Origin of the sequence: Candidatus Thiodiazotropha sp. LNASS1 (genome assembly GCF_964212655.1) — a bacterium.
Taxonomy (GTDB): Bacteria; Pseudomonadota; Gammaproteobacteria; order Chromatiales; family Chromatiaceae; genus Thiodiazotropha.
This window is the reverse complement of the sequence record NZ_OZ156465.1, coordinates 881,615-906,435: the sequence shown is the minus strand read 5'-3', so window position 1 is coordinate 906,435 and position 24,821 is coordinate 881,615. Positions and strand designations below refer to the sequence as shown.

The 24,821-nt window shown below is 51.5% G+C and carries 24 protein-coding genes; 18 read left to right on the top strand and 6 right to left on the bottom strand.

What is annotated here, in order from left to right:
* Positions 1-21 precede the first annotated feature (21 nt).
* The 10 genes from gspE (at position 22) to AB8516_RS03920 (ending at position 8,395) form a co-directional block, all read left to right on the top strand.
* Entirely contained in the window at positions 22-1,767 is a 1,746-nt protein-coding gene (gspE, locus tag AB8516_RS03965) for a type II secretion system ATPase GspE (protein ID WP_369158314.1), read from the top strand.
* 2 nt (positions 1,768-1,769) lie between these two features.
* Complete coding sequence (locus tag AB8516_RS03960) at positions 1,770-2,990, top strand: type II secretion system F family protein (protein ID WP_369158312.1); 1,221 nt, start codon at positions 1,770-1,772, stop codon at positions 2,988-2,990.
* 7 nt (positions 2,991-2,997) lie between these two features.
* Positions 2,998-3,504 (top strand): Tfp pilus assembly protein FimT/FimU, encoded by a 507-nt coding sequence (locus AB8516_RS03955; RefSeq protein ID WP_369158310.1) that lies wholly within the window; start codon positions 2,998-3,000, stop codon positions 3,502-3,504.
* On the top strand, positions 3,485-3,883 hold the full coding sequence (locus AB8516_RS03950; RefSeq protein WP_369158308.1) for a prepilin-type N-terminal cleavage/methylation domain-containing protein: 399 nt from the start codon (positions 3,485-3,487) through the stop codon (positions 3,881-3,883). The genes AB8516_RS03955 and AB8516_RS03950 overlap by 20 nt, the downstream gene beginning before the upstream one ends.
* Positions 3,870-4,589 carry a prepilin-type N-terminal cleavage/methylation domain-containing protein gene (locus tag AB8516_RS03945; RefSeq protein WP_369158305.1) on the top strand — a complete coding sequence of 240 codons (720 nt, stop codon included), beginning with the start codon at positions 3,870-3,872 and terminating at the stop codon, positions 4,587-4,589. The genes AB8516_RS03950 and AB8516_RS03945 overlap by 14 nt, the downstream gene beginning before the upstream one ends.
* Positions 4,586-5,467 (top strand): general secretion pathway protein GspK, encoded by an 882-nt coding sequence (locus tag AB8516_RS03940; RefSeq protein WP_369158303.1) that lies wholly within the window; start codon positions 4,586-4,588, stop codon positions 5,465-5,467. The genes AB8516_RS03945 and AB8516_RS03940 overlap by 4 nt, the downstream gene beginning before the upstream one ends.
* A gap of 26 nt (positions 5,468-5,493) precedes the next feature.
* Complete coding sequence (locus AB8516_RS03935) at positions 5,494-6,570, top strand: PilN domain-containing protein (protein WP_369158301.1); 1,077 nt, start codon at positions 5,494-5,496, stop codon at positions 6,568-6,570.
* Positions 6,571-7,167: a type II secretion system protein GspM gene (gspM, locus tag AB8516_RS03930; RefSeq protein WP_369158299.1), complete on the top strand. Its 597-nt coding sequence runs from the start codon at positions 6,571-6,573 to the stop codon at positions 7,165-7,167.
* On the top strand, positions 7,164-7,730 hold the full coding sequence (locus tag AB8516_RS03925) for a hypothetical protein (protein WP_369158297.1): 567 nt from the start codon (positions 7,164-7,166) through the stop codon (positions 7,728-7,730). The genes gspM and AB8516_RS03925 overlap by 4 nt, the downstream gene beginning before the upstream one ends.
* A 173-nt stretch (positions 7,731-7,903) precedes the next feature.
* The gene (locus AB8516_RS03920) at positions 7,904-8,395 is read left to right on the top strand and encodes a low molecular weight protein-tyrosine-phosphatase (protein ID WP_108293373.1); all 492 of its coding nucleotides are present in this window, start codon (positions 7,904-7,906) and stop codon (positions 8,393-8,395) included.
* Between the two features lie 117 nt (positions 8,396-8,512).
* Here AB8516_RS03920 and rne read toward each other — a convergent pair whose 3' ends face one another.
* Entirely contained in the window at positions 8,513-11,254 is a 2,742-nt protein-coding gene (gene rne, locus AB8516_RS03915) for a ribonuclease E (protein WP_369158294.1), read from the bottom strand.
* A gap of 548 nt (positions 11,255-11,802) precedes the next feature.
* Here rne and rluC point away from each other — a divergent pair.
* From rluC to AB8516_RS03900, 3 genes are all read left to right on the top strand, one after another.
* Entirely contained in the window at positions 11,803-12,768 is a 966-nt protein-coding gene (gene rluC, locus AB8516_RS03910) for a 23S rRNA pseudouridine(955/2504/2580) synthase RluC (RefSeq protein ID WP_369158292.1), read from the top strand.
* Entirely contained in the window at positions 12,704-13,408 is a 705-nt protein-coding gene (locus tag AB8516_RS03905; protein WP_369158290.1) for an HAD-IA family hydrolase, read from the top strand. The genes rluC and AB8516_RS03905 overlap by 65 nt, the downstream gene beginning before the upstream one ends.
* Positions 13,409-13,502: 94 nt before the next feature.
* Entirely contained in the window at positions 13,503-14,492 is a 990-nt protein-coding gene (locus AB8516_RS03900; RefSeq protein WP_369158288.1) for a S49 family peptidase, read from the top strand.
* A gap of 28 nt (positions 14,493-14,520) precedes the next feature.
* On the opposite strand, the gene hypE is transcribed toward AB8516_RS03900, so the two are convergent.
* From hypE to AB8516_RS03885, 3 genes are all read right to left on the bottom strand, one after another.
* A complete protein-coding gene (hypE, locus tag AB8516_RS03895; RefSeq protein ID WP_369158286.1) occupies positions 14,521-15,534 on the bottom strand; it encodes a hydrogenase expression/formation protein HypE in 1,014 nt (337 codons plus the stop codon).
* Positions 15,535-15,585: 51 nt separating this feature from the next.
* The gene (locus tag AB8516_RS03890) at positions 15,586-15,912 is read right to left on the bottom strand and encodes a hypothetical protein (protein WP_369158284.1); all 327 of its coding nucleotides are present in this window, start codon (positions 15,910-15,912) and stop codon (positions 15,586-15,588) included.
* 201 nt (positions 15,913-16,113) lie between these two features.
* Positions 16,114-17,229, bottom strand: a complete 1,116-nt coding sequence (locus AB8516_RS03885) for an aminotransferase class V-fold PLP-dependent enzyme (RefSeq protein WP_369158282.1) — start codon at positions 17,227-17,229, stop codon at positions 16,114-16,116.
* A 51-nt stretch (positions 17,230-17,280) separates the two neighbouring features.
* Between AB8516_RS03885 and AB8516_RS03880 the strand changes: the two genes are divergently transcribed.
* A complete protein-coding gene (locus tag AB8516_RS03880; protein ID WP_369158280.1) occupies positions 17,281-17,661 on the top strand; it encodes a cupin domain-containing protein in 381 nt (126 codons plus the stop codon).
* 428 nt (positions 17,662-18,089) lie between these two features.
* Complete coding sequence (locus AB8516_RS03875; RefSeq protein ID WP_369158278.1) at positions 18,090-18,320, top strand: hypothetical protein; 231 nt, start codon at positions 18,090-18,092, stop codon at positions 18,318-18,320.
* 35 nt (positions 18,321-18,355) lie between these two features.
* Here the strand turns inward: AB8516_RS03875 and AB8516_RS03870 are convergent, their stop codons facing one another.
* Together AB8516_RS03870 and AB8516_RS03865 are read right to left on the bottom strand one after the other, a co-directional pair.
* The gene (locus AB8516_RS03870; protein ID WP_369158276.1) at positions 18,356-18,994 is read right to left on the bottom strand and encodes a cytochrome c3 family protein; all 639 of its coding nucleotides are present in this window, start codon (positions 18,992-18,994) and stop codon (positions 18,356-18,358) included.
* Entirely contained in the window at positions 18,987-20,435 is a 1,449-nt protein-coding gene (locus AB8516_RS03865; protein ID WP_369158274.1) for a multiheme c-type cytochrome, read from the bottom strand. Before AB8516_RS03865 ends, AB8516_RS03870 begins: the two co-directional genes overlap by 8 nt.
* Positions 20,436-20,855: 420 nt before the next feature.
* Between AB8516_RS03865 and AB8516_RS03860 the strand changes: the two genes are divergently transcribed.
* The 3 genes from AB8516_RS03860 (at position 20,856) to AB8516_RS03850 (ending at position 24,429) form a co-directional block, all read left to right on the top strand.
* Entirely contained in the window at positions 20,856-22,151 is a 1,296-nt protein-coding gene (locus tag AB8516_RS03860; RefSeq protein WP_369158272.1) for a cytochrome c family protein, read from the top strand.
* Positions 22,152-22,217: 66 nt separating this feature from the next.
* The gene (locus AB8516_RS03855; RefSeq protein WP_369158270.1) at positions 22,218-23,822 is read left to right on the top strand and encodes a tetrathionate reductase family octaheme c-type cytochrome; all 1,605 of its coding nucleotides are present in this window, start codon (positions 22,218-22,220) and stop codon (positions 23,820-23,822) included.
* A 4-nt stretch (positions 23,823-23,826) separates the two neighbouring features.
* Positions 23,827-24,429: a cytochrome b/b6 domain-containing protein gene (locus tag AB8516_RS03850; protein ID WP_369158268.1), complete on the top strand. Its 603-nt coding sequence runs from the start codon at positions 23,827-23,829 to the stop codon at positions 24,427-24,429.
* Positions 24,430-24,821 lie beyond the last annotated feature (392 nt).

Here is a 24,821-nt window from a genome sequence, read left to right as displayed (position 1 = left end):
CCACCTGAGAGGTCATGCGTTGTGAGACAGGAGATTAGCCCGATAGCCAAGGAGAATCTCTCCCCTGAGGATGATACCGGTACACTCAGCTATATGGAGTACCCGCTATGCGTCGCCCTGGTGGAGGGTGGACGACTCAGTACCGCCGATGCCGAGCGCGCAGTTCGTCTGAGAGACAACCAGCAGAGTGACCAGTCGATCGGCACCATCCTGTTACAGCTGGGGCTGATCTCGGACCGGGATCTTGCCATCACTCTGTCGACTCTGTGTGAAGTACCCCTCATCGTGGCAAAGGCCTATCCCGATCTTTCCCATATCAGCGACAATATCTCTTCCAATTTCCTCAAGGAACATCGCCTGATTGTCTATGAGGAGCAGGAGGACCATCTGGTGGCGATCATGGTCGATCCCACTGACCGGTATGTCATCGATGCGCTGGAACTGATCAGCGGCAAACAGATCAGGTTGGCCATCGGTATCGCCTCCGAAATCGACGAGGTGATCCAGACCCTGTTCAGTGAAAAGCTGAGGGAAGAGGCTGGGGAAAACGATGCGGGCATGGAGCACCAACTGCTGCTCGATGATGTCGAGCAACTCAAGGAGCTTGCCAGTGAAGCGCCTGTCATCAAGATGGTCAATCAGATCATCCAGCGGGCGGTCACTACGAAGGCATCCGATATCCATATCGAACCTTTCGAAAGCAGTCTGAAGGTACGTTACCGGGTCGATGGACTGTTACGGGAAACCGAAACACCTTCCGTCAGCCTGGCTCCGGCATTGATCTCGCGCATAAAAATCATGGCCAATCTCAATATCGCGGAACGCCGTCTCCCGCAGGATGGGCGCTTCAAGGTCAGGGTCCACGGTTCCACTCTCGATATGCGTGTCTCCACGGTACCGACGCTGCATGGTGAGAGTATGGTACTCAGGTTGCTGCAGCGGGATCATGTCAATCTTGACTTTGCCAGCCTCGGTTTCGATAGCACGATTGAGAAGCAGCTCTTGGAGATACTGGATCGTCCCCATGGCATCGTGGTGGTGACCGGACCCACCGGCAGCGGTAAGACCACCTCCCTCTATGCCGCGCTCAACTATCTCAATCGGCCGGAAAGAAAAATCCTGACTGTCGAGGATCCGGTGGAATACAACATCGAAGGGGTCAATCAGATCCAGGTCAAACCGAATATTGGCCTGGATTTCAGTTCGGCGCTACGTTCGATCGTGCGGCAGGACCCGGATATCATTATGATTGGCGAGATTCGTGATCAGGAGACCGCCCAGATTGCCGTGCAATCGGCCCTCACCGGCCACCTGGTTCTCTCCTCGCTGCATACCAATGATGCCGCGGGCAGTATCACCCGGTTCATTGACATGGGGATCGAGCCATTCCTGTTGACCTCAACGGTAAATGCCGTTGTAGCTCAGCGTCTGGTGCGAAATCTCTGTCCCGATTGCAAGGTGCCCTACGATCCGCCGCCGGAAGTGACGGCGCGTTTCGAATCATTCCCCGGCCGCGCCACCCTTTACCGGGCTGTCGGTTGTGAACACTGCAGCGGTAGCGGCTATCGAGGTCGTAGCGCAATCATTGAAATGATCGAGCTGTCGGAAGGATTGCGCTCACTGATCCTCCAGGGCGGGGATAAGAACGTGTTGGCTGAGTGCGCGAGACGCGAGGGTGCCCGTACCATGTATGAGGATGGCGTACAAAAAGTGATGCGGGGCATCACCACCCTTGAAGAGGTGCTACGAGTCACTCAGGAGAGCTGAGCATGGCCGCGTTCCTATATAAGGCTGTCGATGCAGACGGCAAGGTCGTGGAGGGAGAGCTGCAGGCGGTCAGCCGCGATCATGCCGTTAACCAGATCCACCTCAATGGACAGGTGCCGATACGTGTCGAGGAGAGTCGGCAAAAGAACCGAGGGGCACCACGCAGAAGCTTTCAGCGCAAATCGGTCTCTGCTGAGCAGATCGCATCATTTACCCGGGAATTGGCGACACTGCTGAAATCGGGGCAACCCCTGGATGGCGCACTGGCGATACTTACCTCCATCGCAGGTGAGGAATCACTGTTCAGCCAGCATCTGACCAGCATTCGGGACAGTCTGAAAAGCGGTAATTCGTTTGCCGATGCATTGGCGAAAGAGGGTGGGCTGTTCAATAATTTCTATGTGCAGATGGTAAGGGCGGGGGAATCCGGTGGTGCGCTGGAGAGTGTCCTGGCCCGATTGGCGATGCATTTGGAGCGTGCCAAAGAGGTGCGTAGTTCACTGATATCCGCGTTGATCTATCCCGCGATCCTGCTGTTTGTCGCGATTACTTCGATTCTGATTCTGCTGACCTATGTGATACCCCAATTCAGCGAGCTGTTCAGTGACATGGGGCAGGCCCTTCCCATGTCGACACGCATCACCATGGGTATCGCTGGATTTCTTCAGGACTACGGCTGGGTATTGGCCTTGGCGATAATACTCCTGATCTTCTTTTTCAGGTGGCAGATGAGCCGCAGGGTAAGCGCCAAGCGGTGGCATGCCAGATTGCTTGTGCTACCTGTCGTCGGTCCCATCATCAAGCAGGTCGAAGCAGCCCGTTTCTGCCGGACCCTTGGCACCTTGCTTGAGAATGGCGTGCCATTGCTGAGATCAGTGGCAATCGTGAAAGATACCATCAGTAATCATGTCATTGCCGATGGCATGGATCAGGTCGTAAACCAGCTGAAATCAGGCCGAAGATTGGCCGATCCGCTCACAGAGCATGCCCAGTTCCCCCTGTTCGCCTTGCAGATGATCCGGGTAGGCGAGGAGTCAGGACAGCTGGAACCGATGTTGATGCAGACCGCCGAGATCCTCGACCAGGAGACACAGACCCTGATCAAGCGTGCATTGAGTCTGGTGGAACCGGTGATGATCCTGGTGTTGGGCTTGATCATCGCAGGTGTGGTGATGTCGATTCTGGTTGCCATCCTGGGCGTGAATTCACTGGTTGCATTGTGAGGCAGGGATGAACGCGATATTCAGTGACAAGTTGACATCCAGCAAGGGTTTCACCCTGATCGAAGTAATGTTGGCACTGGTGATATTGGCAATGCTGGTCAGTCTGACACCACCACTGTTCGAGAGGGCATTCCCTTCGCTCAAACTCAAGGCGGCTACGCGGGATCTGGCCCAGGAGATTCGTTATATCCAGCAGACTGCAATCATTACCGGTGTGCCCTCGAAGGTGCAGTTCGACCTCCACAACAATGCCTACCAAAGTGATCATGTCAACAGTGGTGAAGTACGACACCTGCCCGATGGGTTGAAATTTGCCCGGAATAAACCTGCCATAGGGATAGATGGAGCCCCGATTCTGGTATTCGAATTCTTTCCGGATGGCAGCTCGACTGGAGGTATATTGATTCTCGATAACGGCGGACAGCGCTTCGCCATTGCTGTGGACTGGCTGACAAGCCGGGTCCGGGTCTTGGATCCCGAAGAGCTTAAAGCGAATGCCCCATACCAAGTCTGAAGGCATGTCGTTGATCGAGGTGCTGGTGGCGTTTGTCATTCTAAGCATGACCATGAGTGTGATTCTCAGGATCAACGCCACAACCCTGCGCAACCACCAGGTTGCGACTGACTATCTCAAGGCTGTCCAGATAGCCGAATCAAGGTTGGATCAAATGGCTGTCGATCGAAGCAACAGCGACCTGAATGAACAGGGGAGCGAACAGGGTGGGTTCAGATGGCACTATCTGCGACAGCCCTATAGTGGCTGGTCAGTCGAGAAAAAATTGGCGGTGCCTCTGCAGCCCGTGGAAGAGACCTTCGCTATCGCATGGGAAGCCCCTGGTGGTGAAAGAAGGCTGACATTCACACGCATAGGTCTTGTATATGATAAACCCTAAGCGAACTGTTGCTGCAAAACGGCCACGCATCGTTTTGACCGTTGTGGATGGGGTCGTGAATGTGGCAGGTCATCGCAGTGGAGGCTTCACGTTGCTGGAAGTTATGGTAGCGATGCTATTGTTGGCAGTCATCATGACAACCTCGGTGACAATGCTGTTTATCAATCTCAAAGGCTGGGAGAGTTTGACTGAGCATAGTGATGCTGTGCTTGAGGAGCACTTGATACAAAAGAGAATCACTTCCATGATTCAGCACCTTGTGCCACTGGTCTGGCGGGATCAGAAACAGCGTGTATTGGCCTTGACCGGGGAGGCGCGACAACTTCAATTCCTTTCAAAGGCCCCGCAACAGCACAGGGCCGGTGGATTGTTCGAATATCTTCTGGTGCAGGAAAACGCTTATGAGCAGGGAATCAGCCTGGTGCTCTATTATACTCCGCTCGATCCGAATGCCTCGCAACTGACGCTGCCTGGGAATGGATCACGTCGCGTTCTGATGACCGGGTTGGAAGAGGTTGAGTTTTCATACTTCGGCAGTAAACAGGAGCGGGAAACTGCTGGATGGTTTGGCAATTGGGAAGCCGGCTCGACACGCTATCCAGAATTGATCCGTTTGAGCCTGCGTTATCCAGGCGATGAGGATGGAACGCAGGAACACTATTTTAGAGTCCACCAAAATTATCCCATGATTGTACAGCGACCATGATGATGAAGGGGAGGAGGCAATATACCGGTCAGAGTGGCTTTGCACTCGTGCTGGTGCTATGGCTGGTCGCCCTGTTGACCATCGTCGCCGCCAGTTTTTCCACCCATTCCAAGGTCGAGACCAGATTGACAGGCAATGCAATTGATGCGCTACATTCAAGGCTGTTGGCGGAGAGTGGCGTTAATCGGGCAATTCTTGAACTGATGGTCAAAGATGCGTCGCAACGATGGAGTAGCAATGGTCAAATCCACCAGCTTGAATCCGATCTGGGCAAAGTCAACATATCCATCCGCAACTCATCCGGTCTACTCGATCTGAACAGGGCGTCGAGAGAACATTTGGTCAATTTGTTTGCATTGATAACTGAAGACATTCAAGATCGTGAGATGCTTGCCGATCGCCTGGTTGACTGGCGTGACGGCGATGATTTACGTCATCTCAATGGCGCTGAGGATGCCGATTACCGGAGTGCCGGCCATCCGTATACCACAGCGGGTCGTGACTTTGTGAGTATCGATGAGCTCGCTTATGTATTGGGATTTGATGCAGACAAGGTAGAGCGCTTACGTCCCTATATCACCCTCTATTCCAATACACAAATTGTGGATTTACGATATGCACCTGAGAGGTTGGTATCCCTGCTGAAAGGTAAGGAGGCGACAGGTGAAGTACTGGCGGGTGTCATTGATTACATCGACAGTGACCTGGCTGATCTGGAGATGGAAGAAGATGATGGCCAAGCAGTTGGTTCTGCCTACCGTATACAGGTTGAAGCGTCTTCATCACAGGGTGCAAGAACTCAATTGTTGGTTGATATCGACCTGAGAAGTCAAGACAAGACACCTTATTCGATTCGTTCCTGGCACGATTCGTTATGAGCAGCAAAACCCGTTAAAATTATCCCATGGCAACGCAATCCCTGAAATATCAACTCAGTAATTTCTGGTTCTGGTGGCGTGGTGAGATCAGTATGCTCCTGCCGGAGAGAGTTCGTACCCTTCTTCGGGGTGGAAAACCAGCTCAACTGCTCTTTAAGGATGAAACACTGCGCATCGTCAACCAGGGGTTGAGTGGCGAAGAGGTGGTCGAGAACTATCTCAGGATCGTTGACTTCAACGACACTGAACACAGAAGGATACTCAATAACGCCAGTGAAATTCGGCTCTGCCTGGAACCTAAAAAATATCTCTTCAAGAAAGTTACACTGCCCATTGAGACGGAAGAGAATCTGCGTGAGGTGCTTGCGTTCGAAATGGATCGGCAGACTCCATTCAGTGTTGAGCAGGTCTACTATGACTATATTATCAATACCCGTGACAAGCAGAATCGTACGCTCGACATCACCTTGATTCTTGCGCCGATCGATAAGATTTCGCTGGCGTTGAAGCAGTTGGAGGAGAATCAGGTACGAATCAATGCCATTTCCCCGTGTGAGGAGATAGAGCATAATTTAAATGAGGTCAATCTTCTGCCTCCCGAGAAACGGGAGAAACCATACAAACGCTATCGTCTGCTTAACCTGACCCTTTTCTTGATCCTGCTGCTGTTGTTTATCGGTAATCTGATACTCCCCCTATGGCAGAAATCCACATTACTGAAACAGCTCGAAAGTGAGCTGGAAGAGTATAAATCGAAAGCCACACAGGTTGCCGCGCTGCGGGAACAGGTGACGTCGGCGAGAAGTGAAAACCGCTTTTTAGAAGAGAGAAAACAGGCAACCAAGTCGGTTCTCGACATAATTCTGGAATTGACGCTGTTGCTTCCCGATGATACTTGGGTAAGTAATTTCGAAGTCAGGGGTAATACCATTCATCTACACGGCCAATCGACAGCATCAGCTTCACTGATTCCAATCCTCGAGACTTCAAAATTATTCCAGGACGTTACCTTTAGGTCACCGGTTACAAGAAGTAAAAAGAACAATACAGAACGATTTCATATCTCCGCGGAAATTGCTGCTGACGAGGAGGGAAAGGGTTAAATGTTCGATAATCTGACTGTCAGACAATCGCGCATTTTGGCTGTAGCCATTCTGATCGTTATATTGGTGACTGTATCGGTTTTAGCGCTCTATCCTGCCTGGTCAATGAATACAACATATAGTGCGCGGATAGAAGATACGCAATTTCAAATACAACGCTATCAGCGAATTGCCAATCAGGATGAGCGATACCAGCTTGAATTTAATAAGCTCAAGCGGGTTCAGCAGTCTGATTCGCGCTATCTGCAAAGCAAAACAGACTCACTGGCAAATGCAGAGCTTCAGCGCAGGATCAAACAGGTGGTCGCGGCTGGGCAGGGAGAAATCATAAGCACACAGACTGCACCGATATCCCAGGAGGAGATACTCAACAAGATAGCTATCCGTGTCAGGATGAAGAGCACCCTGGAAAACCTCAAGCAGATAATGTATCAACTCGAGTCGCAAAAGCCTTACTTGTTTATCGAAAACATCAGTCTGCGCAGCAGGCATATTCCGCGAAGGAGACTGCCGAAAACAAAGGAGATCGAAAAACAGTTAAGAATGCTGGATTTGGAATTTCTTGTCGTTGGCTATATCAAGAACGGTGAGTCATGAACAGCTGGAAACATAGCTTCAATACCATGACACTCCTGCTCTTGCTGGCAATAGGCGCCACGTGCGGTTATCTCTATCATCAATGGAGATCACCCGCAAACTATATGGGCACAATAACTGAACAGGCGGGTGACCAGGACAATTCACAGGCAGATGCTGATATGAAAGGGACAGTCAGATTCGTACCTGTTTCAATAAAGGCATATGATGAAATAACTGAGAGACCGTTGTTTGTCGAAGGCAGGTTGCCTCCCGTCAAACCTGAGCAGAAAACAAACGTGCCCCGAATTCCACGCAAGCCACTAAGGCTGAAGTTGGAAGGTGTTGCCATGATGCCTGAAAATAAGGTAGCAATCATTCGCGACCTGGATACCAATGAGCTGCTACGCGTGTCCCAGGGAATGAACAAGAATGATTGGAAGGTCGAGTCCGTCGACAGCAAAAGTGCGATCATCACAAGAAAGGGAGAACGGCTGGTTCTGAAACTGGAAATAGATGACACATCGGTAAATAAGCGAAAATTGCCGATTAGAAAGCTACCCTTCAGACCGTCTAATCGCTAATTTATAACGATGACATGACAGTATTCCCGACTTTGTACTGATGGAATACACTTGTCTTCTGATCGGTGGGCTTTTCATGGGTACTAAAAATAATGTATAGGTTAAAATAGGGGATCTATCGAGTCGGCCGGCTCGTCGCATCGGATCGAAAAAACAGGTAATGAATTTACTCTATGAATGAAAATATAAAGATTAACATTCTGTTTGTTTGCATGGGCAATATCTGTCGCTCACCCACAGCTCAGGGTGTGTTTCGTGACATCGTCGAGAAGCAGGGATTGAGTGACTATATCGCCACCGACTCTGCAGGCACCATCGATTACCATACAGGTTCCAAACCGGACCGCCGGGCACGTGAGACAGCAATCAAACGGGGGCTCGATCTAGGCGACTTACGTGCCAGGATTGTCACGTCAGAGGATTTCGAACGCTTTGACTATGTCATTGCAATGGACCGGTCCAACTATGCGGACCTGGAGGCGCTCTGTCCGCCGGGCAGGGAAGATCGGCTGCATCTGTTTCTGGATTTTGCGCCACATCAACCTGTACGTGAAGTACCCGATCCCTATTATGGTGGTGCTGCAGGTTTTGACCGGGTATTCGATCTGGTGGAAGAGGCCTCCCGAGGTCTGTTGGATAAGATCATGAGTCACCACTTCGCCTGAGGCGCTATCATCTTTCACTGATAAGCGAAATGGTGATCGAGCGAGAGAAGTAGTGGGCAGGCTATTCGCTCACTGAACGGAAACTTGCTCCATCACTATGGAGCAAGATTTGGCCGATCAGTCTCCATTACTGCTGTCTACGCTCTTCTCGCTCGACTTTGGCTTTGGTGCGGTTGCTGTCTTATCTGTCTGCCCCGTAACGGCGGTTTGACTGCTCTGTTGGGCCCGCTCAGTCATAACCGGTTTGCCGATTTCAGTATCAGGTTGTTTCGCTATCGGCTTTGCGGCCGGTTTTTCAATCCTTTTCGCGGTCTCCACCTGCTGTAATTTCGGCATTTCCGGTTTCTTTTCGTCCGTTGTCTGTGGTCTCGGTTTCTTTTCGGCCGTTATTTGTGGTTCCGGCTTTTTTTCAACAGGCGCCGGTGGATTGTCGGAAGAAACCTCCGGTTTCTTTTTTGCAGGCGCTTTTTCACCCTGTTGCGGTTTGGTTTCGATCTGAACCAGTTTTGGACCTGGTTCGGGCGCTTGATTTTCCTGCCTGGCCGTTTCCGAGACGGTCGGTGTGGCAGTAGATTGTGTTGCCTGATCCTTCCCGGGTTTGGTTCTTGCCGCTGGTTTCTGTTTCTTGCCGGCAGCTGGTTTGTTTGCATCAGGAATGCTCTTGGCATCTTGCCTGGTTTCACGTTTGCGTGGCGCTTCCTTCGCCTCACGCTTGGGTTCATCGACCTTTGCTCCTTTTGTCGTTGAGTCCTTGTCCTCAGATACGCCGTTGGCTATTGATTGCTCGTTGCTTTTCTCAGCATTGGTACGGCGTCTACGACCGCCTCGACGCCCCCGACGCGATGCCTTGGGCTTCGGAGTCTCGTCGTTTGCCTTATCCGCCTGAGTATTACTCTTGTCCTGGGGCTTTTTCTCCTTGGTCTGTTTTTCAGCTGTCTTGGCCGAAGACTTTTGCGGTTTTCGTTTACCTGTTGTAGATGCTTCCTGTGTGCGCCGCTCGGATCGTTCACCGCGCCTATTCTCACCGGCGCCGCCTTTGCCACGATTGGCCGCCTGTCTTTTACGTCCTTTCCCTGCCGTTGTTGACTGGCCGCGGTCACTGCTCTGGCGCGGTTTGGCGCTCTTTTTTACCGGCTCCTCTTTGGCGGGTTCATCCGACTTTGAGGTGAAGATACTGAAAATCTTCTTCAAAAAACCGCCTTCACCCGTTTCCGCCACCGCCCGGGCTGCTTCACTCCTTTGTGGGGCAGGGCTCGCGGGCGCGATGGATTTTACCGCGGGTTTTTCCGCTTGCGGTTGTTTGGTCTTGCCGAAATCCTGTACCTTCTGTTCGCTTTCGTCGGTGACCATCTTGTAACTCGATACGGTATCGTCATCCGCAGGCAGGTCACCCATCCGCACCCGCTCAATGGTGTAATTGGGGGTATCAAGATGGATGTTGGGCACCAGCACGACATCGATGGACTGACGCCTTTCAATGTCGTGAATCGCCTGCCGTTTCTCATTCAGCAGAAAAGTGGCGATATCGACAGGGAGCTGAGCAACAATGCGACCGGTATTCTCCTTCATCGCCTCTTCTTCGATGATGCGCAATACAGAGAGGGAGAGTGATTCCACGCCACGGATCGTGCCATGTCCCTTGCAGCGGGGGCAGACCTGCTCACTGGCTTCACCCAGAGAGGGGCGCAGTCGCTGGCGCGACATCTCCAGCAGTCCGAAACGGGAAATTCTGCCGATTTGCACCCGTGCCCGATCCTGTTTCAGGGCCTCTTTGAGTCGATTCTCCACCTCGCGTTGGTTTCGCGATGGAGTCATATCGATGAAGTCGATAACGAAAAGCCCGCCCAGATCCCGCAAACGCAGCTGCCGGGCGATCTCGTCAGCCGCTTCAAGGTTAGTGTTCAGGGCGGTCTCCTCGATATCAGCACCCTTGGTGGCTCGGGCGGAGTTGATATCGATAGAGGTCAAGGCCTCGGTGTGATCGATCACAATAGCACCGCCGGATGGCAGGCTGACTTCCCGCTGGAATGCCGATTCGATCTGGCTCTCGATCTGGTAGCGGCTGAAGAGCGGGACCTCGTCATCATAGTGGCGCAGCTTCTTGCTGTATTGCGGCATCACCTGATTGATGAAGCGATCGGCCTGGCTGAAGACATCCTTGTCATCGATGACGATCTCACCGATGTCGGCGCGCAAATAGTCTCGGATGGAGCGAATGATGACGTTGCTCTCCTGGTAGATCAGGAAAGGGGCCGGCTTCTCTGCAGAGTGTTCAATTGCCTGCCAAAGCTGGATCAGGTAGTCCAGGTCCCACTGCAGTTCCTCGCTGTTCTTGCCGACACCCGCAGTGCGTACGATCAATCCCATGTCATCAGGGATCTGCAACTCGCTCATGGCTTCACGCAGTTCGGTACGATCCTGACCCTCTATTCTGCGGGATACACCTCCGGCGCGGGGATTGTTCGGCATCAGCACGAGATAGCGTCCGGCCAGAGAAATGAATGTAGTCAGGGCGGCCCCTTTGTTACCGCGTTCCTCTTTCTCGACCTGGATAATGACCTCTTGGCCCTCTTTGATCGCCTCTTGTATATTGACTCTGCCTGAGGTGCTTCTGGCTTTTTCGGTGAAGTAGGTCCTGGCGATCTCTTTGAGGGGAAGGAAACCGTGGCGTTCAGAGCCGTAATCGACAAATGCAGCTTCCAGACTGGGTTCGACGCGGGTAATGCGTCCCTTGTAGATATTGGCCTTTTTTTGCTCCCGACCGGGGACCTCTATATCCAGATTGAATAGTTTCTGGCCATCAACGATGGCAACACGCAACTCTTCAGGTTGAGTTGCGTTGATCAACATACGCTTCATTGTTATGTATCCATGCAGCCATCGAGGGTTATCGCCTGGCGTTACGCAGTGAACTCCTCAACGACGGAACCAGGCAATAGCCTTTCCTGCTCGTCATCTGTAGAGCATTACCACGCAAACCCGTGGAACGGGTTTCTATTCCAGGCTAGAAAACTAGCTCAGATGGCTGAAAAACTGTTAAAGTTCGCCGCTTGGGATCGGCTGCTGATCGAACTGAAAATATGGCGCCCAATGCAAAGGGAGAGCAACACGGCCAAGATCTATCGGCCCGGCATCTATTCCCGGAGTATGGTCCTGCAAGGGACACAAACTCGAAAGCTGCAATGGCGCGGAGGGTTCAGATTAAGAGCCAGATATCCAAAGGGCACCTGTGCGCTTGGCTGGATAACCGCTTGCGCCTAAAGCAATTTATTCGGCAGCAGGCGGTTACATACCGCGCGGGTACCGGCTTATATGGCTATCCACGGGCCAGTACCTGAAAAACTGATGATGAATATAGCAACCTTCAACCCGAACATCAATCGATACGCATAAATAAACGACGCTAAATGTCAGAATCAAAAAAGAATTCTCCATCGGTTCGGATTGTCGAGGTGGACTCGGAATATGCCGGACAGCGAATCGATAATTTTTTGATGGGTCAACTCAAGGGTGTACCGAAGAGTCATATCTATCGAATCTTGCGAAAAGGCGAGGTCAGGGTTAACAAGGGCAGGGTCAAAGCGCCTTATAAGATCCGCACCGGAGATCTGGTCAGGATACCTCCGGTACGTACTGACAGAACAGAGCCTCCACCTCACCCATCGGAACAGCTGCGCACCACCCTTGAACAAGCCGTGGTGTTCGAAGATGAGCGCCTGCTGGTGCTGAACAAACCCTCCGGGATGGCGGTACATGGGGGCAGTGGTGTGAGTAGCGGCATGATAGAGGCCCTGCGCTTGGTACGGCCGGATGAGCGGCACTTGGAGCTTGTGCACCGATTGGATCGTGAGACTTCAGGCTGTTTGCTGATCAGTAAACGTCGCAGCAGCTTACGAATCCTGCATGAACTCATGCGTGAAAACCGGGTCGATAAGCGATATCTGGCTCTCCTGGCCGGTAGCTGGCGCAAAGGGGCGCGGGTTGTGGATATGCCCTTGAAAAAAAATACCTTAAAAGGTGGGGAGAGGGTGGTCAGAGTGGATGCCGAGGGCAAGCAAGCTGAAACCCGCTACAAACGCCTGCGGCGTTTTAAGGATGCAACATTGGTTGATGTGGAATTGATTACCGGGCGGACGCACCAAATCCGTGTACATAGCGCCTGGTTGGGATCACCGATTCTGGGAGATACCAAGTATGGTGAGGATGATGCCAACAAGCGTATGCGGCAGATGGGTTTGAGGCGACTCTTTCTGCATGCTCATCAGGTCAGTTTCCGCTGGCCTGGAGAGAAACATGATTTGATCGTTAATGCTCCCCTGCCTCAAGACCTGGCAGAACTCTTGGAAAAGCTTAAGGCAAAAGATGAAATATGAATTATTAGTCTTTGATTGGGATGGAACTTTAATGGATTCAGAGGCGCACATAATCGAGTGTGTCGAAGCTGCGGTGAGAGACCTGAATCTGCCGGCGCCCAGCCAGGATGCGATTCGGGACATCATTGGTCTTGGATTGCTCGAAGCAGTCAATACCTTGTTCCCTGGCGGTAGAGAGGGCCTGCATCTCGAAATCGCCGCCCGCTATAGGGTCCACTTTTTCGAGAACAACGGCTCTCCATCGCAGCTTTTTGAAGGTGCCCGGGAGGTGCTCGATGAGCTGTCGCAACAGGGTTATCTTCTGGCAGTCGCTACCGGAAAGGGCCGTAAAGGATTGGACTATGCCCTTGAGACGACCGGCCTGGCCGACTTTTTTCATCTGACCCGGTGTGCCGATGAAACCTTTTCCAAACCCCATCCGGAAATGTTGAACCAGATTCTCGAGCAGACCGGGATTGAACCCCGGCAGGCACTGATGATAGGGGATACGGAGTATGATCTTGAGATGGCCGTCAATGCCGGCATGCCCGCTTTGGGCGTGACCTATGGCACCCACAGTCTGGAGCGATTGTTAAAACATAAACCACTCGCCTGCGTGGACCGTATTACGGAGATTCCTAGATGGTTGAACAGTGGCTGACCTGAGTCATCAGCTGCTTTAAGATGATTGATTCATAGCATGAAAGCTATATTTAAAAATCCATATTTATATAAATTACTTAAGGGTATTTCTCATGTCTGAAAGCAACAAGGGAGCGCATAGGAATCAGTCCGAGCCCAGTAGTTGGGAACGGGATCTGCTGAACCAGATGGTGATGGCGACGGTGACAGAAAATCGTCGCAGTCGCCGATGGGGAATCTTTTTCAAATTGCTCACATTCGGCTATCTGTTTTTGATACTGGGGGTATTTCTCTGGGGCGATAAGCTGCAGGTGGCGAAAACCGACGCGGAGGAGCATACCGCACTGGTCGAAGTGAAAGGCTTGATCTCCTCTGAGACCAAGGCGAGTGCGGACAACATTGTCACCGGCCTGCGTACTGCATTTGAGGACGAAAAGACCAAAGGGGTCATTTTAAGGATGAACACACCGGGTGGCAGTCCGGTCCAATCCCGTTACATCAATCGCGAGATAACTCGATTGAAAGAAAAATACCCCAAGATTCCGGTGTATGCCGTGGTCGCGGATGTCTGTGCCTCCGGGGGCTACTACATCGCAGTTGCCGCCGATAGAATCTATGCCGACGAGGGCAGTCTCGTCGGTTCAATCGGGGTATTGATCAACGGATTCGGCTTTGTAGACGGCATGCGGGAGCTGGGTATCGAACGACGACTGCTCACCGCCGGCGAGAACAAGGGCATTCTCGATCCTTTCTCACCATTGAACGAGACCGATAAAGGTTATATCCAGCAGATGCTGGATCAACTCCATGAGCAGTTTATCGCTACCGTCAAGGAGGGCAGGGGGGATCGTCTCAAGGCTGCAGAATACCCGGAACTCTTCAGCGGACTTTTCTGGAACGGAGAGGAGGCTAGGGAGATGGGGCTTATCGATGAGTTCGGCAGCAGCAGTTATGTGGCCCGAGAGGTCATCGGTGCGGAAGAGATAGTCGATTTTACGCCGAAAGAGGATGTTTGGGAGCGCCTTGCGCGTAATATCGGTGCCGGTGCCGCGGAAGTGCTGACCACAATTGGCGGATTGGGTGGCGGTTTTTCAATCCAATAACGGCAGGTATAGAACGCTGCGCCAGGATCTAGCAGATCCTGGGTAGCGGGTCATCCTCCAACTCTTCGAGGATGCGCGCCCCTCCCAGGTCAGTTTCCAGGATGACATAGGGATCTTCCTGTCGTGTCTCACCAATCAATGACACCATGTCGCCACCAGGCAGATTTTTCCAACACCCCAGGGCCGCGTCTGCCTGATCGGCGGCAACCACGGCTACGACACGTCCTTCACAGGCCAGAAAGAGCGGATCATAGCCGAGCATCTCGCATACGGAATTGACCGGGTCGCGCACCGGAATGGCTGCCTGATCAAGTCGGACCTGCAAGCCTGTGGCCCGGCAGATTTCATGGGCCACGGTTGCAACGCCTCCCCGTGTCGGATCGCGCATGAAACGCAGACCCGGCAAATCGAGCAGGGCTTGCGTAAATGGCAGAACTGAGCCTGCATCGGATTTCACGTCCCCCCGCAATCCGAACTGTTCACGCGCCAGCATTACGGCAATTCCGTGATCGCCGACAGGACCGCTGACCAGCAGTTTGTCGCCTGGTTCGATCATACCCACGCCAAGGTTTAGCCGATCATCGCGTAGGCCGATGCCGGTTGTCGCCAGATAGATTCCGCCACCCTCGCCGCGCCTGACCACTTTTGTGTCACCGGCTACCACCTGAACTCCAACAGCATTTGCGGCATAGGCGATGCTCTTTATGATGCCTTCCAGCCGTGCCAGCTCGAAACCCTCCTCAATAAAGGCGTTGAGACTGAGATATTTCGGTATCGCACCGCTCACCGCCAAGTCATTGACTGTGCCATGGACGGCCAGGGAGCCGATGTCGCCCCCCGGAAACTCCAGAGGTTGGACGGTAAATCCATCGGTTGTGAAGAGCAGGTCACCGTTATTCAAGCCAGGCAGTACGGCTGCATCTGCCTGGATGTCCAGATTGGCGTTTTTCAGGTAGCGCGCAAACAGGGATTCGATCAGCTCCCGCATGTAGCGCCCGCCATTACCGTGGGCAAGCGAGATGTGTGTGTCTTGAAGTGTCATAAAAAGCCCCGCCACAGGGGCGGGGCAAGTTTTTTATCGGTTGGATTGTAGTTATTGGCTTTCTGCCGGAGCCGCCGGGGCAGCTGGAGCGGCTGGAGCGGCATAGGGATAGCCATAACCGTAGGCCGGATAGCCATAACCGTAGCCAGGATAGCCATAACCGTAGCCGGGATAGCCATAACCGTAGCCGGGATAGCCATAGCCGTAGCCGGGATAGCCATAGTAGCCGGGATAGCCCCAAGGTCCATATCCAGGCCCATACCAGTCGTCGTCATCAAACCAATCAAAAGGACCCCAGAATGCCTGAGCGGGTAGAGTAGTCAACAGAGCGGATCCGGCGATTGCAGCTACAGCAGCAGTTTTTAAGGTTTTTTTCATGGCACAATGTCTCCTTCATATCACTTTCTAATATCTCGTCAGGTGGTGAGTTACCACCCAGCCTCAACACCCCTATTTATTATTGTGTCGGTTCATGGCCTGTTATGGTGCTGTTCCTTGAACCTGTTAAATACTATATGCCAGTGATAGTTTTTTTGCTTGATTTAAATCATTAAATAATCGATCTTTAATATTCTGGTTCTAAAGCAGTTCCGACAGGCGTTTGAATGCCGTTTCTATTCCCTCTTCATGGTTGTAAAAATGGGGTGAGAAGCGAATTCCGCCGCCGCGAAATGCACACACAACCTGCTGCTGCATAAGGCCTTGATAAAGGGCATGGTTATCTCTATCGGGTACGCGGAATGTTACGATTCCTGCCCGTTTCAGTGGTTCTCTCGGGGTCAGCAGTTCAAATCCTGCTGTGTCCACTTGATCGATAACGAATTCGGCATTTCTGGTGATGTCAGTAGAGATTCTATCCAGTCCGAGCTCGTGGATGAGACTGAGACTCGCACGCAGTGCGTGGATACCCAGCATGTTCGAACTGCCGCACTCAAATCGTCTCGCGCTATCTGCCGGTTGCCAATCGATACGATCGAAATCCCCCATGGCTTCCACCATATGCCAGCCAAACTGGTGCAGCTTGAGTCGTGGCCGCAGTGCCGAGTCGCAATAGAAGAGAGCGACACCTTCCGGTCCCAGCATCCATTTATGACCGTCAGCCACCACAATATCGGCATGACACTCCGACAGATCGAAGGGGAATGCGCCCAGACTCTGAATGGCATCGACCACGAAGATCACATCATGGGTCCTGCAATATTCGCCCAAGCCCTTCAGCTGCAGTCGCTCTCCTGCCGCATATTGAACAGAACTCACTGACAATAGTCGTGTTTTATCGTCACACAGTGCGATCAGGTCTTTTTCCGGATCTTGACTCTGATTCAGATCCAGTAACCGGAGTTCGACGCCCTGGTTCCGGAGTGATTCCCAGACGATGCGATTGGAAGGAAACTCCTGGGCGATCGACACGATATTGTCACCCGACTGCCAATCGAGGCCATATGCAATCATCGACAGGCCTTCGGATGTGCTTTTCAGTAAGGCAATGTCATTATCTGACGGCGCATTGATCAACTGCGCCAGTAAGCTGCGCAGTTCGCCCTCGACCCCTAGCCAGCGCGCATAGTGGGAGGAGCCCTTGAATCCGTTTTCCTGTGCAAATCGAACCACTTCGGCGACAGTGCGTTCCGGCCAGGGCGCAACAGCGGCATGGTTCAGGTAGATGATGGCCGGATCGAGTGAAAATAGTGACACAAATGACCTCTATGTTATGTTGCCGACGATATGGCTTACCCGGGAGGCAGTATGCAGGCAAAAATCTTACGGCATGATGCGTCAAAGGAGTACTTTTTCCAAGAAGGCTGTTATATCAACGAACTGTCGAATCATGAGGAGGATGGTGACCTGTCGATCGCACGCGCCAGAGTTGAACCCGGCGTAACCACCCGGCTGCATCGATTGAATCATAGCGTTGAGCGCTACTGCATCCTCAGTGGAATGGGAAGGGTGGAGGTCGAGGGGCTGCCGATACAGATCGTTAGTGCCGGGGATGTGGTGTTGATTCCCTCAGGCTGTTATCAACGGATATGCAATACGGGCGACGAGGATTTGATATTTCTTGCGCTTTGTACACCGCGATTTCAACGGGGGGACTACATCGAGCTGGATGAAACTGAAATCGCTTAAAGTCGATAGCAAGGCTGACTTATGAGGTATTAAGTATATACAAAACAATAAGATAGATGCATAAATCTGCCGAACGAACATTTTATGGCGGAATCACCGGTTTAAACCAATCATTAATAACCCGACATTAGACGCTGTAACTGTCAAATGCTCATCCTTAATTGTCGTAACTTACAGAAATAAATAAAAAAATAGGGACGTATCATATAGTGATGCGCATGATTTGTTGACGGATATCACAATAACAATCAAAAATCGTGAAAAAGGTATATAATTAAATCATGAAATATTAATATATGCCGATAATATGTATAGCGATTTGTGGTCAAAGGCTGATGATCGATAGTCGTTGAGAATTGTCAGTGACCATTCATGGATTGTTCGTCATTATATTATCAATGACTAATACGCGAGTAGTGAGGTGTATCATGTCATTTCTGAACTGTAAACATCTTCGAGGTGTTGTCACACTGGCCGGTGTGCTTCTGATCGGCGGTATGCTGATTGAAGTCATCGCGCATTGGACCGCTTCAAACTTTGTACTCCTGATTCTCCAGCCAATTGCATTGGGAATGGTATTGATCAGTCCGCTTGTGATGTTGGTTGCGACGGTACTGAGTCTGATCCCCGGCAAGAGTTTCAAGGATTGTATCCAATAGCTAGCAGCTGGATGGTGGTTGGATAAGCTTGTTGCTTATTCAGCCAGCAACCGCTGTGCACTGCCAGGTTCCAATCCGAACTCCTCTTCAACCATCTGTAGCCAGCGTTCTCTCTTGAAGGTCTGCTCGTCCGGTACCTTTCTGTGTACCAGATTGATATGACAGTCGATGCAGCTTTTGCCTTTGGTCTCCTCCCGATGGATGGTATTGGTATCAGCCCGCTTACCTTGAATCGCTTCCAATACATGGCAGCGCTTACAGGTGGCCGAGTCCCTGGCCTTGAACCATTCTCTGGCAGCGAAAGCCGCCTCAGGCAGATGCAGGGTATTGATCACCGGATCATCGTAATCCGGTCCAAACAGCTTTCCCGAGATCTGGGTCAGGAGATCCTTGCCACCAAGGAAATGATCCCATGTGGCGGTAAAAACACCTTCGGAGACATGACAGTCGCCACAGGATGCGCGCACACCGGATACAGGATTATAGTGTGTCGATGAGCGGTAGGTTTCTGCCGCGATCTCCATGGAATGACAGGTGGTGCAAAATGCTTCGGAACTCGTGAGCTCGTCAAATTCAATCAGAAACAACATGAATCCGATCCCGGCAATACCGCCGATAACAAGTGCTATGAGTACATGCCGGGTAATAAATAAGGGCAATTTCCACTTACTCATCGGCTTGCCTTTTTATATCGTAACCGAGGATAGGGTTGGATTTTTGCGGTTGCTCCAGCCATTGGTGATGATCGTTTGATGTCACATATGCCTGGATCAGCTCTTTGGCCTTCTCCTCGCCGGCAATCCTTTCCAGTTGAGGTAGAAACCGGGAATAGAAGTTTCTTCCGACCAGATACATACCTTCCCACCAGGTGTGATTGGCACTGGCCATCGAAGCGCCATGGCGTGCGCGGGCTCCTTCATCGTGCCACAACTCCCAGTAGATGAATTCGATCGGTTCGTCAAACGGGGCAGGTGTCAACAGGCCATCGGAATAGAGGGTCTGCATGATCCGTTTTGCCGGAATACCGAATTTTTCATTGAACAGTATTACCACGTCGTCAAACTGATTCATGAAGCTCTCAGTCAAGGCTTTGCTGTGGCACTCCAGGCAGACCAATTTCATCGCCTGGCGTCTGCGTTTAGGAGATGCGACAGCCTTGACCTTTCCCATGCTTCCGTCCGCCTTGCTGATTTCGCTGCCGCGTCGAGGGGGGGATTGAGATTCGGGAAGTTCGATTTTTTCACCATCTTCGAAAACCACCAGCTGCTGCCTCATCGAGACCGGTGTGTTCAGGCTCCACGCATTGCGCATACCGACATCGTGGTTTGCCTTCAGTTTACCGGCAGCACCCATATGACAGGTTACACAGGTGGGTGCGGCAACATAGTCTTTACCCGCAACCCAGTTGTCACTCTCCAGGGCCATTTCATCCCGGTGTGCTTCAAATTGCATACCGTGCTTCGATGCTTCATAGATCGCTTTGTCGGGTGAGTCGGGTCCGGAGTGGCATCGGATGCAGGCGCTTGGTTCCCTGGCCTGAGCCTTGGAGAAACGGTGCTTGCCATGACAGGATGAGCAGGAACCCTTGGAGCCGTCTGGATTGATCCTGCCGATACCGGAATTGGGCCAGGTTCGCGGATCCAGGGAACCATCGACCCGCACTTCCACCTTGGATCCGTGGCACTGATCGCAACCGGCTGCCACGATGGCATCGCCGCCCACATGTCCCGCCAGGGCAGGCAGCCTGTTTTCGATGATGCCTACCGCCTCGGAATGGACCGATCCCCTCTGTTGCTCATACTCCACAGTATGGCAACGGGAACAATCCAGGGGGGAGACGATGGTGGCGATGACCTGTCCCTCATGGGTGATCGCATCATTATCGTCGATTGAGGCCTTGTGACAATCGAGGCAGTTGACACCCGCCTCAGCATGAGCACTCTTACGCCACTGTTTTGTCAAACCGGATGAACTCTTCTCATGGCAGCTGATGCACTCCTTGCCCAAGGGGTCTCCCCATTCGCTGGGATCCACACTGACCTTGGCGGCAAAGAGTTCTGGGGTGCAGCAGATTAGAATGCCGAGTAGAAAACGCCTCACTTGGGATGGACTCATTAACGGTCTCCTTGAGCTGGAGTGTCAATTTCTACATCCGAGCCAGATACTGCCTGAGGCCTTTATTCGTGATTGAGAATTCTTGACGACAGTCCAGCTGTTTTGTTCTTCTTTCTACACGCCGAAGGTGTGGCGTGTCATATAATCCTATCACGATGTTCCATCTTTCCAATGATAATTATCATTCATGATCAGTTAAATTATCGTTTTCAAAAAAATTCTAAGTCATCACAGAAAGGATAAAACCACCAATAAAATACAGGGTAATTACTGATCAACAAAATTAATCCTCTGCGCTCAGTCAATAACATATCGTTTTTTTGTTTGGCATCATCAGCATTGTGTGTATCATTCCTAAGCGAGAAGAATAAGAAGTAGATAAATTCTCTCATTCGTCAACAAACAATAAGGAGGGAAACCATGGAAGCAGTTTTTGCTTCGAGGGCGCTTCACGTCTTAAGCCTAGTCTTTTCAACATTTGTATTCCTCATACATCCGACAAGTGTCACGGCCGGTGCGGACGAGCCGATTCACCATGTCTCCTCTGAGGTCTGTAAAAATTGTCATAAAGAGATCTACAACCAATGGAAAGGTTCGATGCATGCCCAGAGTACGGCATTAAAAGATCCTATTCATGCCACCTTCTACAAGAAGGTCGTCGGCAGTCCGGTGGAAGAGGGGGTTAAGCATAAGGCATCTGGGAAATACCCGATCTGCTTGCAGTGCCATGCACCGAACGCGGCTGTTGACAAGACAACCAAGCTCGATGCCAAGCCCGCCTATGCAGAAGGGGTCAACTGTGTTGCCTGTCATACCCTGGCAAAATTCAAGGGAACCAGTGGCAAGAATGGGAAGCTGTTGTTGGGACTCAAGGCCTATGAACGCAAAAATGAGTTGCAGGGACCTCAAGGTTTCAACCAGGGACTGATGAAACTGGTCGCGGCTGAGGATATGTTCGGAGGTGCAGGCAGTGATGATGACTCGAAACCCAATCCCCATACACAAGGCGAGGTGGAACTGGACGGCAAGAAGATCCAGGCCCTTCCGATGGCTGCGAATCCGGGATTGATGAAAACAAACGCGGCCTGCATGGGTTGTCATGACAAACGCAACAATCCCCATGGTGTTCCGCTTTGCCAGACAGGCAATGAGTACGCGGGCAGCAACGTCAATTGCCAATCCTGCCACATGCCTGTCGCCGGTGGTATGGTCGATCACGGTATGGGCGGTGGCCACAATCATGCCATGTTGAAACGCAGTGTGGTGTTCACCCTCGATGCGGTAAAGCAAGGGGATAGCCTGAATGCCACTGTCAAGCTGAAGAACATGCAGCCGCACAGTCTTCCCACGGGGGCGCCGTTCAGAAATATCTATCTGAAACTCACGGCTTACGACGCATCGGGCAATGCCATCTGGCAAAATGCTGAAGGCCATCCCGCGAAAAGCGATTCCAAGGCCTATTTCGCCTACCTGTTGGCCAATGACAAGGGTGACCCGGCAATGCCGCCGACTGCGACACAGCTTGGCGTCGATTCGCGTTTAAAACCTTATGAAGAGCGTATCCTCTCTTACCAGATACCCGCTAAGGATGCGGTACTTGTAAGAGGTGAGCTGTTCTATAACCTGCTCTGGCCGGTACTGGTAGAAAAATTTAAGCATCTACCGGAAGACTTGGTGGCACCAGCGTCGATAGCTGTAGCAGAGGTGAATCTCTAGAAAAGCAAGGTCCTCACACCGGTGACAGCCGGTGTGGGGCATTCAAAAACTGGTTTGGGAGGCGTTATGTGCAGGTTAAAGTGTACTACTCTACGTCTGGCCTCACTGTTGCAGTTCATCCTGTTTCTGATGTTTACGATTAACCTCACGGCATCAGAGGAGATAATCAGTTCAACGGCCGATCACACGAAGTTCGAAGCACTTCAACAGGTCTTCAGTACAGGGCCGGAAGTGACTAAAGCCTGTCTTGAGTGCCATACTGAGGCCGCCAGGCAGATCCACAAAACCAAACATTGGAATTGGAAGTTCACCCACCCGGATACCGGGGAGGCGTTGGGTAAGCAGACGATTGTAAATAATTTCTGCGGCGCCATTGAGACCAACTATGCCCGTTGTACAAGCTGTCATGTCGGTTATGGCTGGAAGGACAACAGCTTCGATTTCAGTTCTGAAACAAGTGTAGACTGCCTGGTCTGTCACGATACGACGGGGACCTATAAGAAGTTCCCAACCGGAGCGGGTCATCCACCCTATGTGGACAAACCCTTCCCGCCAAAGAGCAAAAAGATCTGGAAAGCGCCCGATCTTACACATGTGGCCCAGCAGGTCGGCAAGACCAGCCGTAAAACCTGTGGCGCCTGCCATTTCTATGGTGGCGGTGGCGATGGCGTCAAGCATGGCGATCTCGATTCGAGTATGACCAACCCGAACCGGTCGCTCGATGTGCATATGGGCACGAATGGACTGGATTTTGTTTGCAGCACCTGTCATCAGAAAGATGGGCATGACGTATCAGGCAGCCGCTATACAACCCAGGCCAAGGATACGCAGGGTATCGATGTGCCGGGTCGCGGAGACAATATCCGTTCTACCTGCGAGTCCTGTCATGACCTCAAGCCTCATCCTGTCACGGTAAACAACAAACTCAACGACCACACCAACAAGGTTGCCTGTACAACCTGTCATATCCCCACCTATGCCAGAGGCGGCAAACCGACAAAGACCTGGTGGGACTGGTCAACGGCGGGGCGTATGAGCAATGACGGCAAGCACATCAAGACAAAAGATGCGCAGGGCTATGTCGACTACGTTACCAAAAAAGGCTCTTTCGAGTGGGGCGAAAACCTGATTCCTGAATATGCCTGGTACTCGGGCAATATTCGGTACAAGCAGCTCGATGAAAAGATCGACCCCGGCAATATCGTTGCCATCAACACCTTTGAAGGGAGTTACGATGATCCGAATGCCAGGATCTGGCCGTTTAAAGTCATGCGGGGCAAACAGCCCTACGACAAAGGTAATAGTACGCTGGTAACGACCCATCTGTTTGGCAAGGACAGTGATGCGTATTGGAAGTCCTTTGATTGGAATAGGGCGATTAAAGTTGCCATGGAAGCCAGCAATGCCGGTTACAGCGGTGAATTCGGATTCATCGAAACCACCTACCACTGGCCGCTGGCACATATGGTTGCTCCTAAAGAGGAAGCGCTTGGCTGTGAAGCCTGCCACACAAAAAATGGCCGACTAAGCAAGCTGACAGGATTTTACATGCCTGCTCGGGACAGTTATTACTGGGTCGATCTGATCGGTTGGCTGGCTGTCTTAGGCACTTTGGGAGGTATTTCCATCCATGGCCTGGGGCGCCTCTTCTCAAAAGCCAAGCGGAGATAAGTCGATGAGTCAAATCTACTACTTTTCACTCTTTGAACGCCTGTGGCATTGGTCCCAAGCTTTGTTGATCTTCGGCATGCTGATAACCGGATTTGAGATCCACGGAACCTATCATCTATTCGGTTTTGAACAGGCTATCGACCTGCATACAATCATGGCATGGGTATTGATCGGATTGTGGCTGTTGGCGTTGTTTTGGCACACGACCACTGGGGAGTGGCGCCAGTATGTACCGAGCGACCCGGACAGTATGTTGGCCATGGTCAAATACTATGCGGTCGGTATTTTTCTTGGTTCACCGCATCCATTCCACCGGAAGCGCGCGGAAAAGCACAATCCACTGCAGAGAATGGCTTATTTGATGTTAACCATGATCATCTCACCGATAGTCTGGATCAGTGGGGTACTCTATCTTTTTTATCAATACTGGCCTTCTATCGGATTACAGGGGGTGCCCCTTGGCCTGGTTGCCGTAGTGCATACCATTGGCGCATTTGCGGTACTTTGCTTTATACCGATCCACCTCTACCTGGCATTGACAACCGGGGAAAAGCCTTTTGGTAATTTAGTGGAGATGATAGTCGGGCATGAAGCCAGGGATAGTTAATTCTGCGTATAATAATGTGAGTATGAGTTCTGTTGGTTGGCAGAACAACTGCGGCATGGACGCTGCAATTAAGATTAAATAATTATAAAAGGGTGTTGATTTCGGTCTGTGTTTATTGATTGTTTCTAACGGGTTGTCAATTACTTGATGATTTAAAACAATTGTCAATTCGAGTTGGGCGGATGCGAATATCCATTGTTCACGGATATACTAAGACTGTAATTAAAATACACCAGTACTTATTATCCTGTGAGGAATAGCATGTCCTATTTCATCAAGAAGACCATCCTGAATATCGTGGTCATTTCACTGTTGATATTCCACCCCGCTACACATGCCGCAAAACAGTGTAAGGGATTGAGCAAGTCGAGTTGCAATGCAAGTGGTAATTG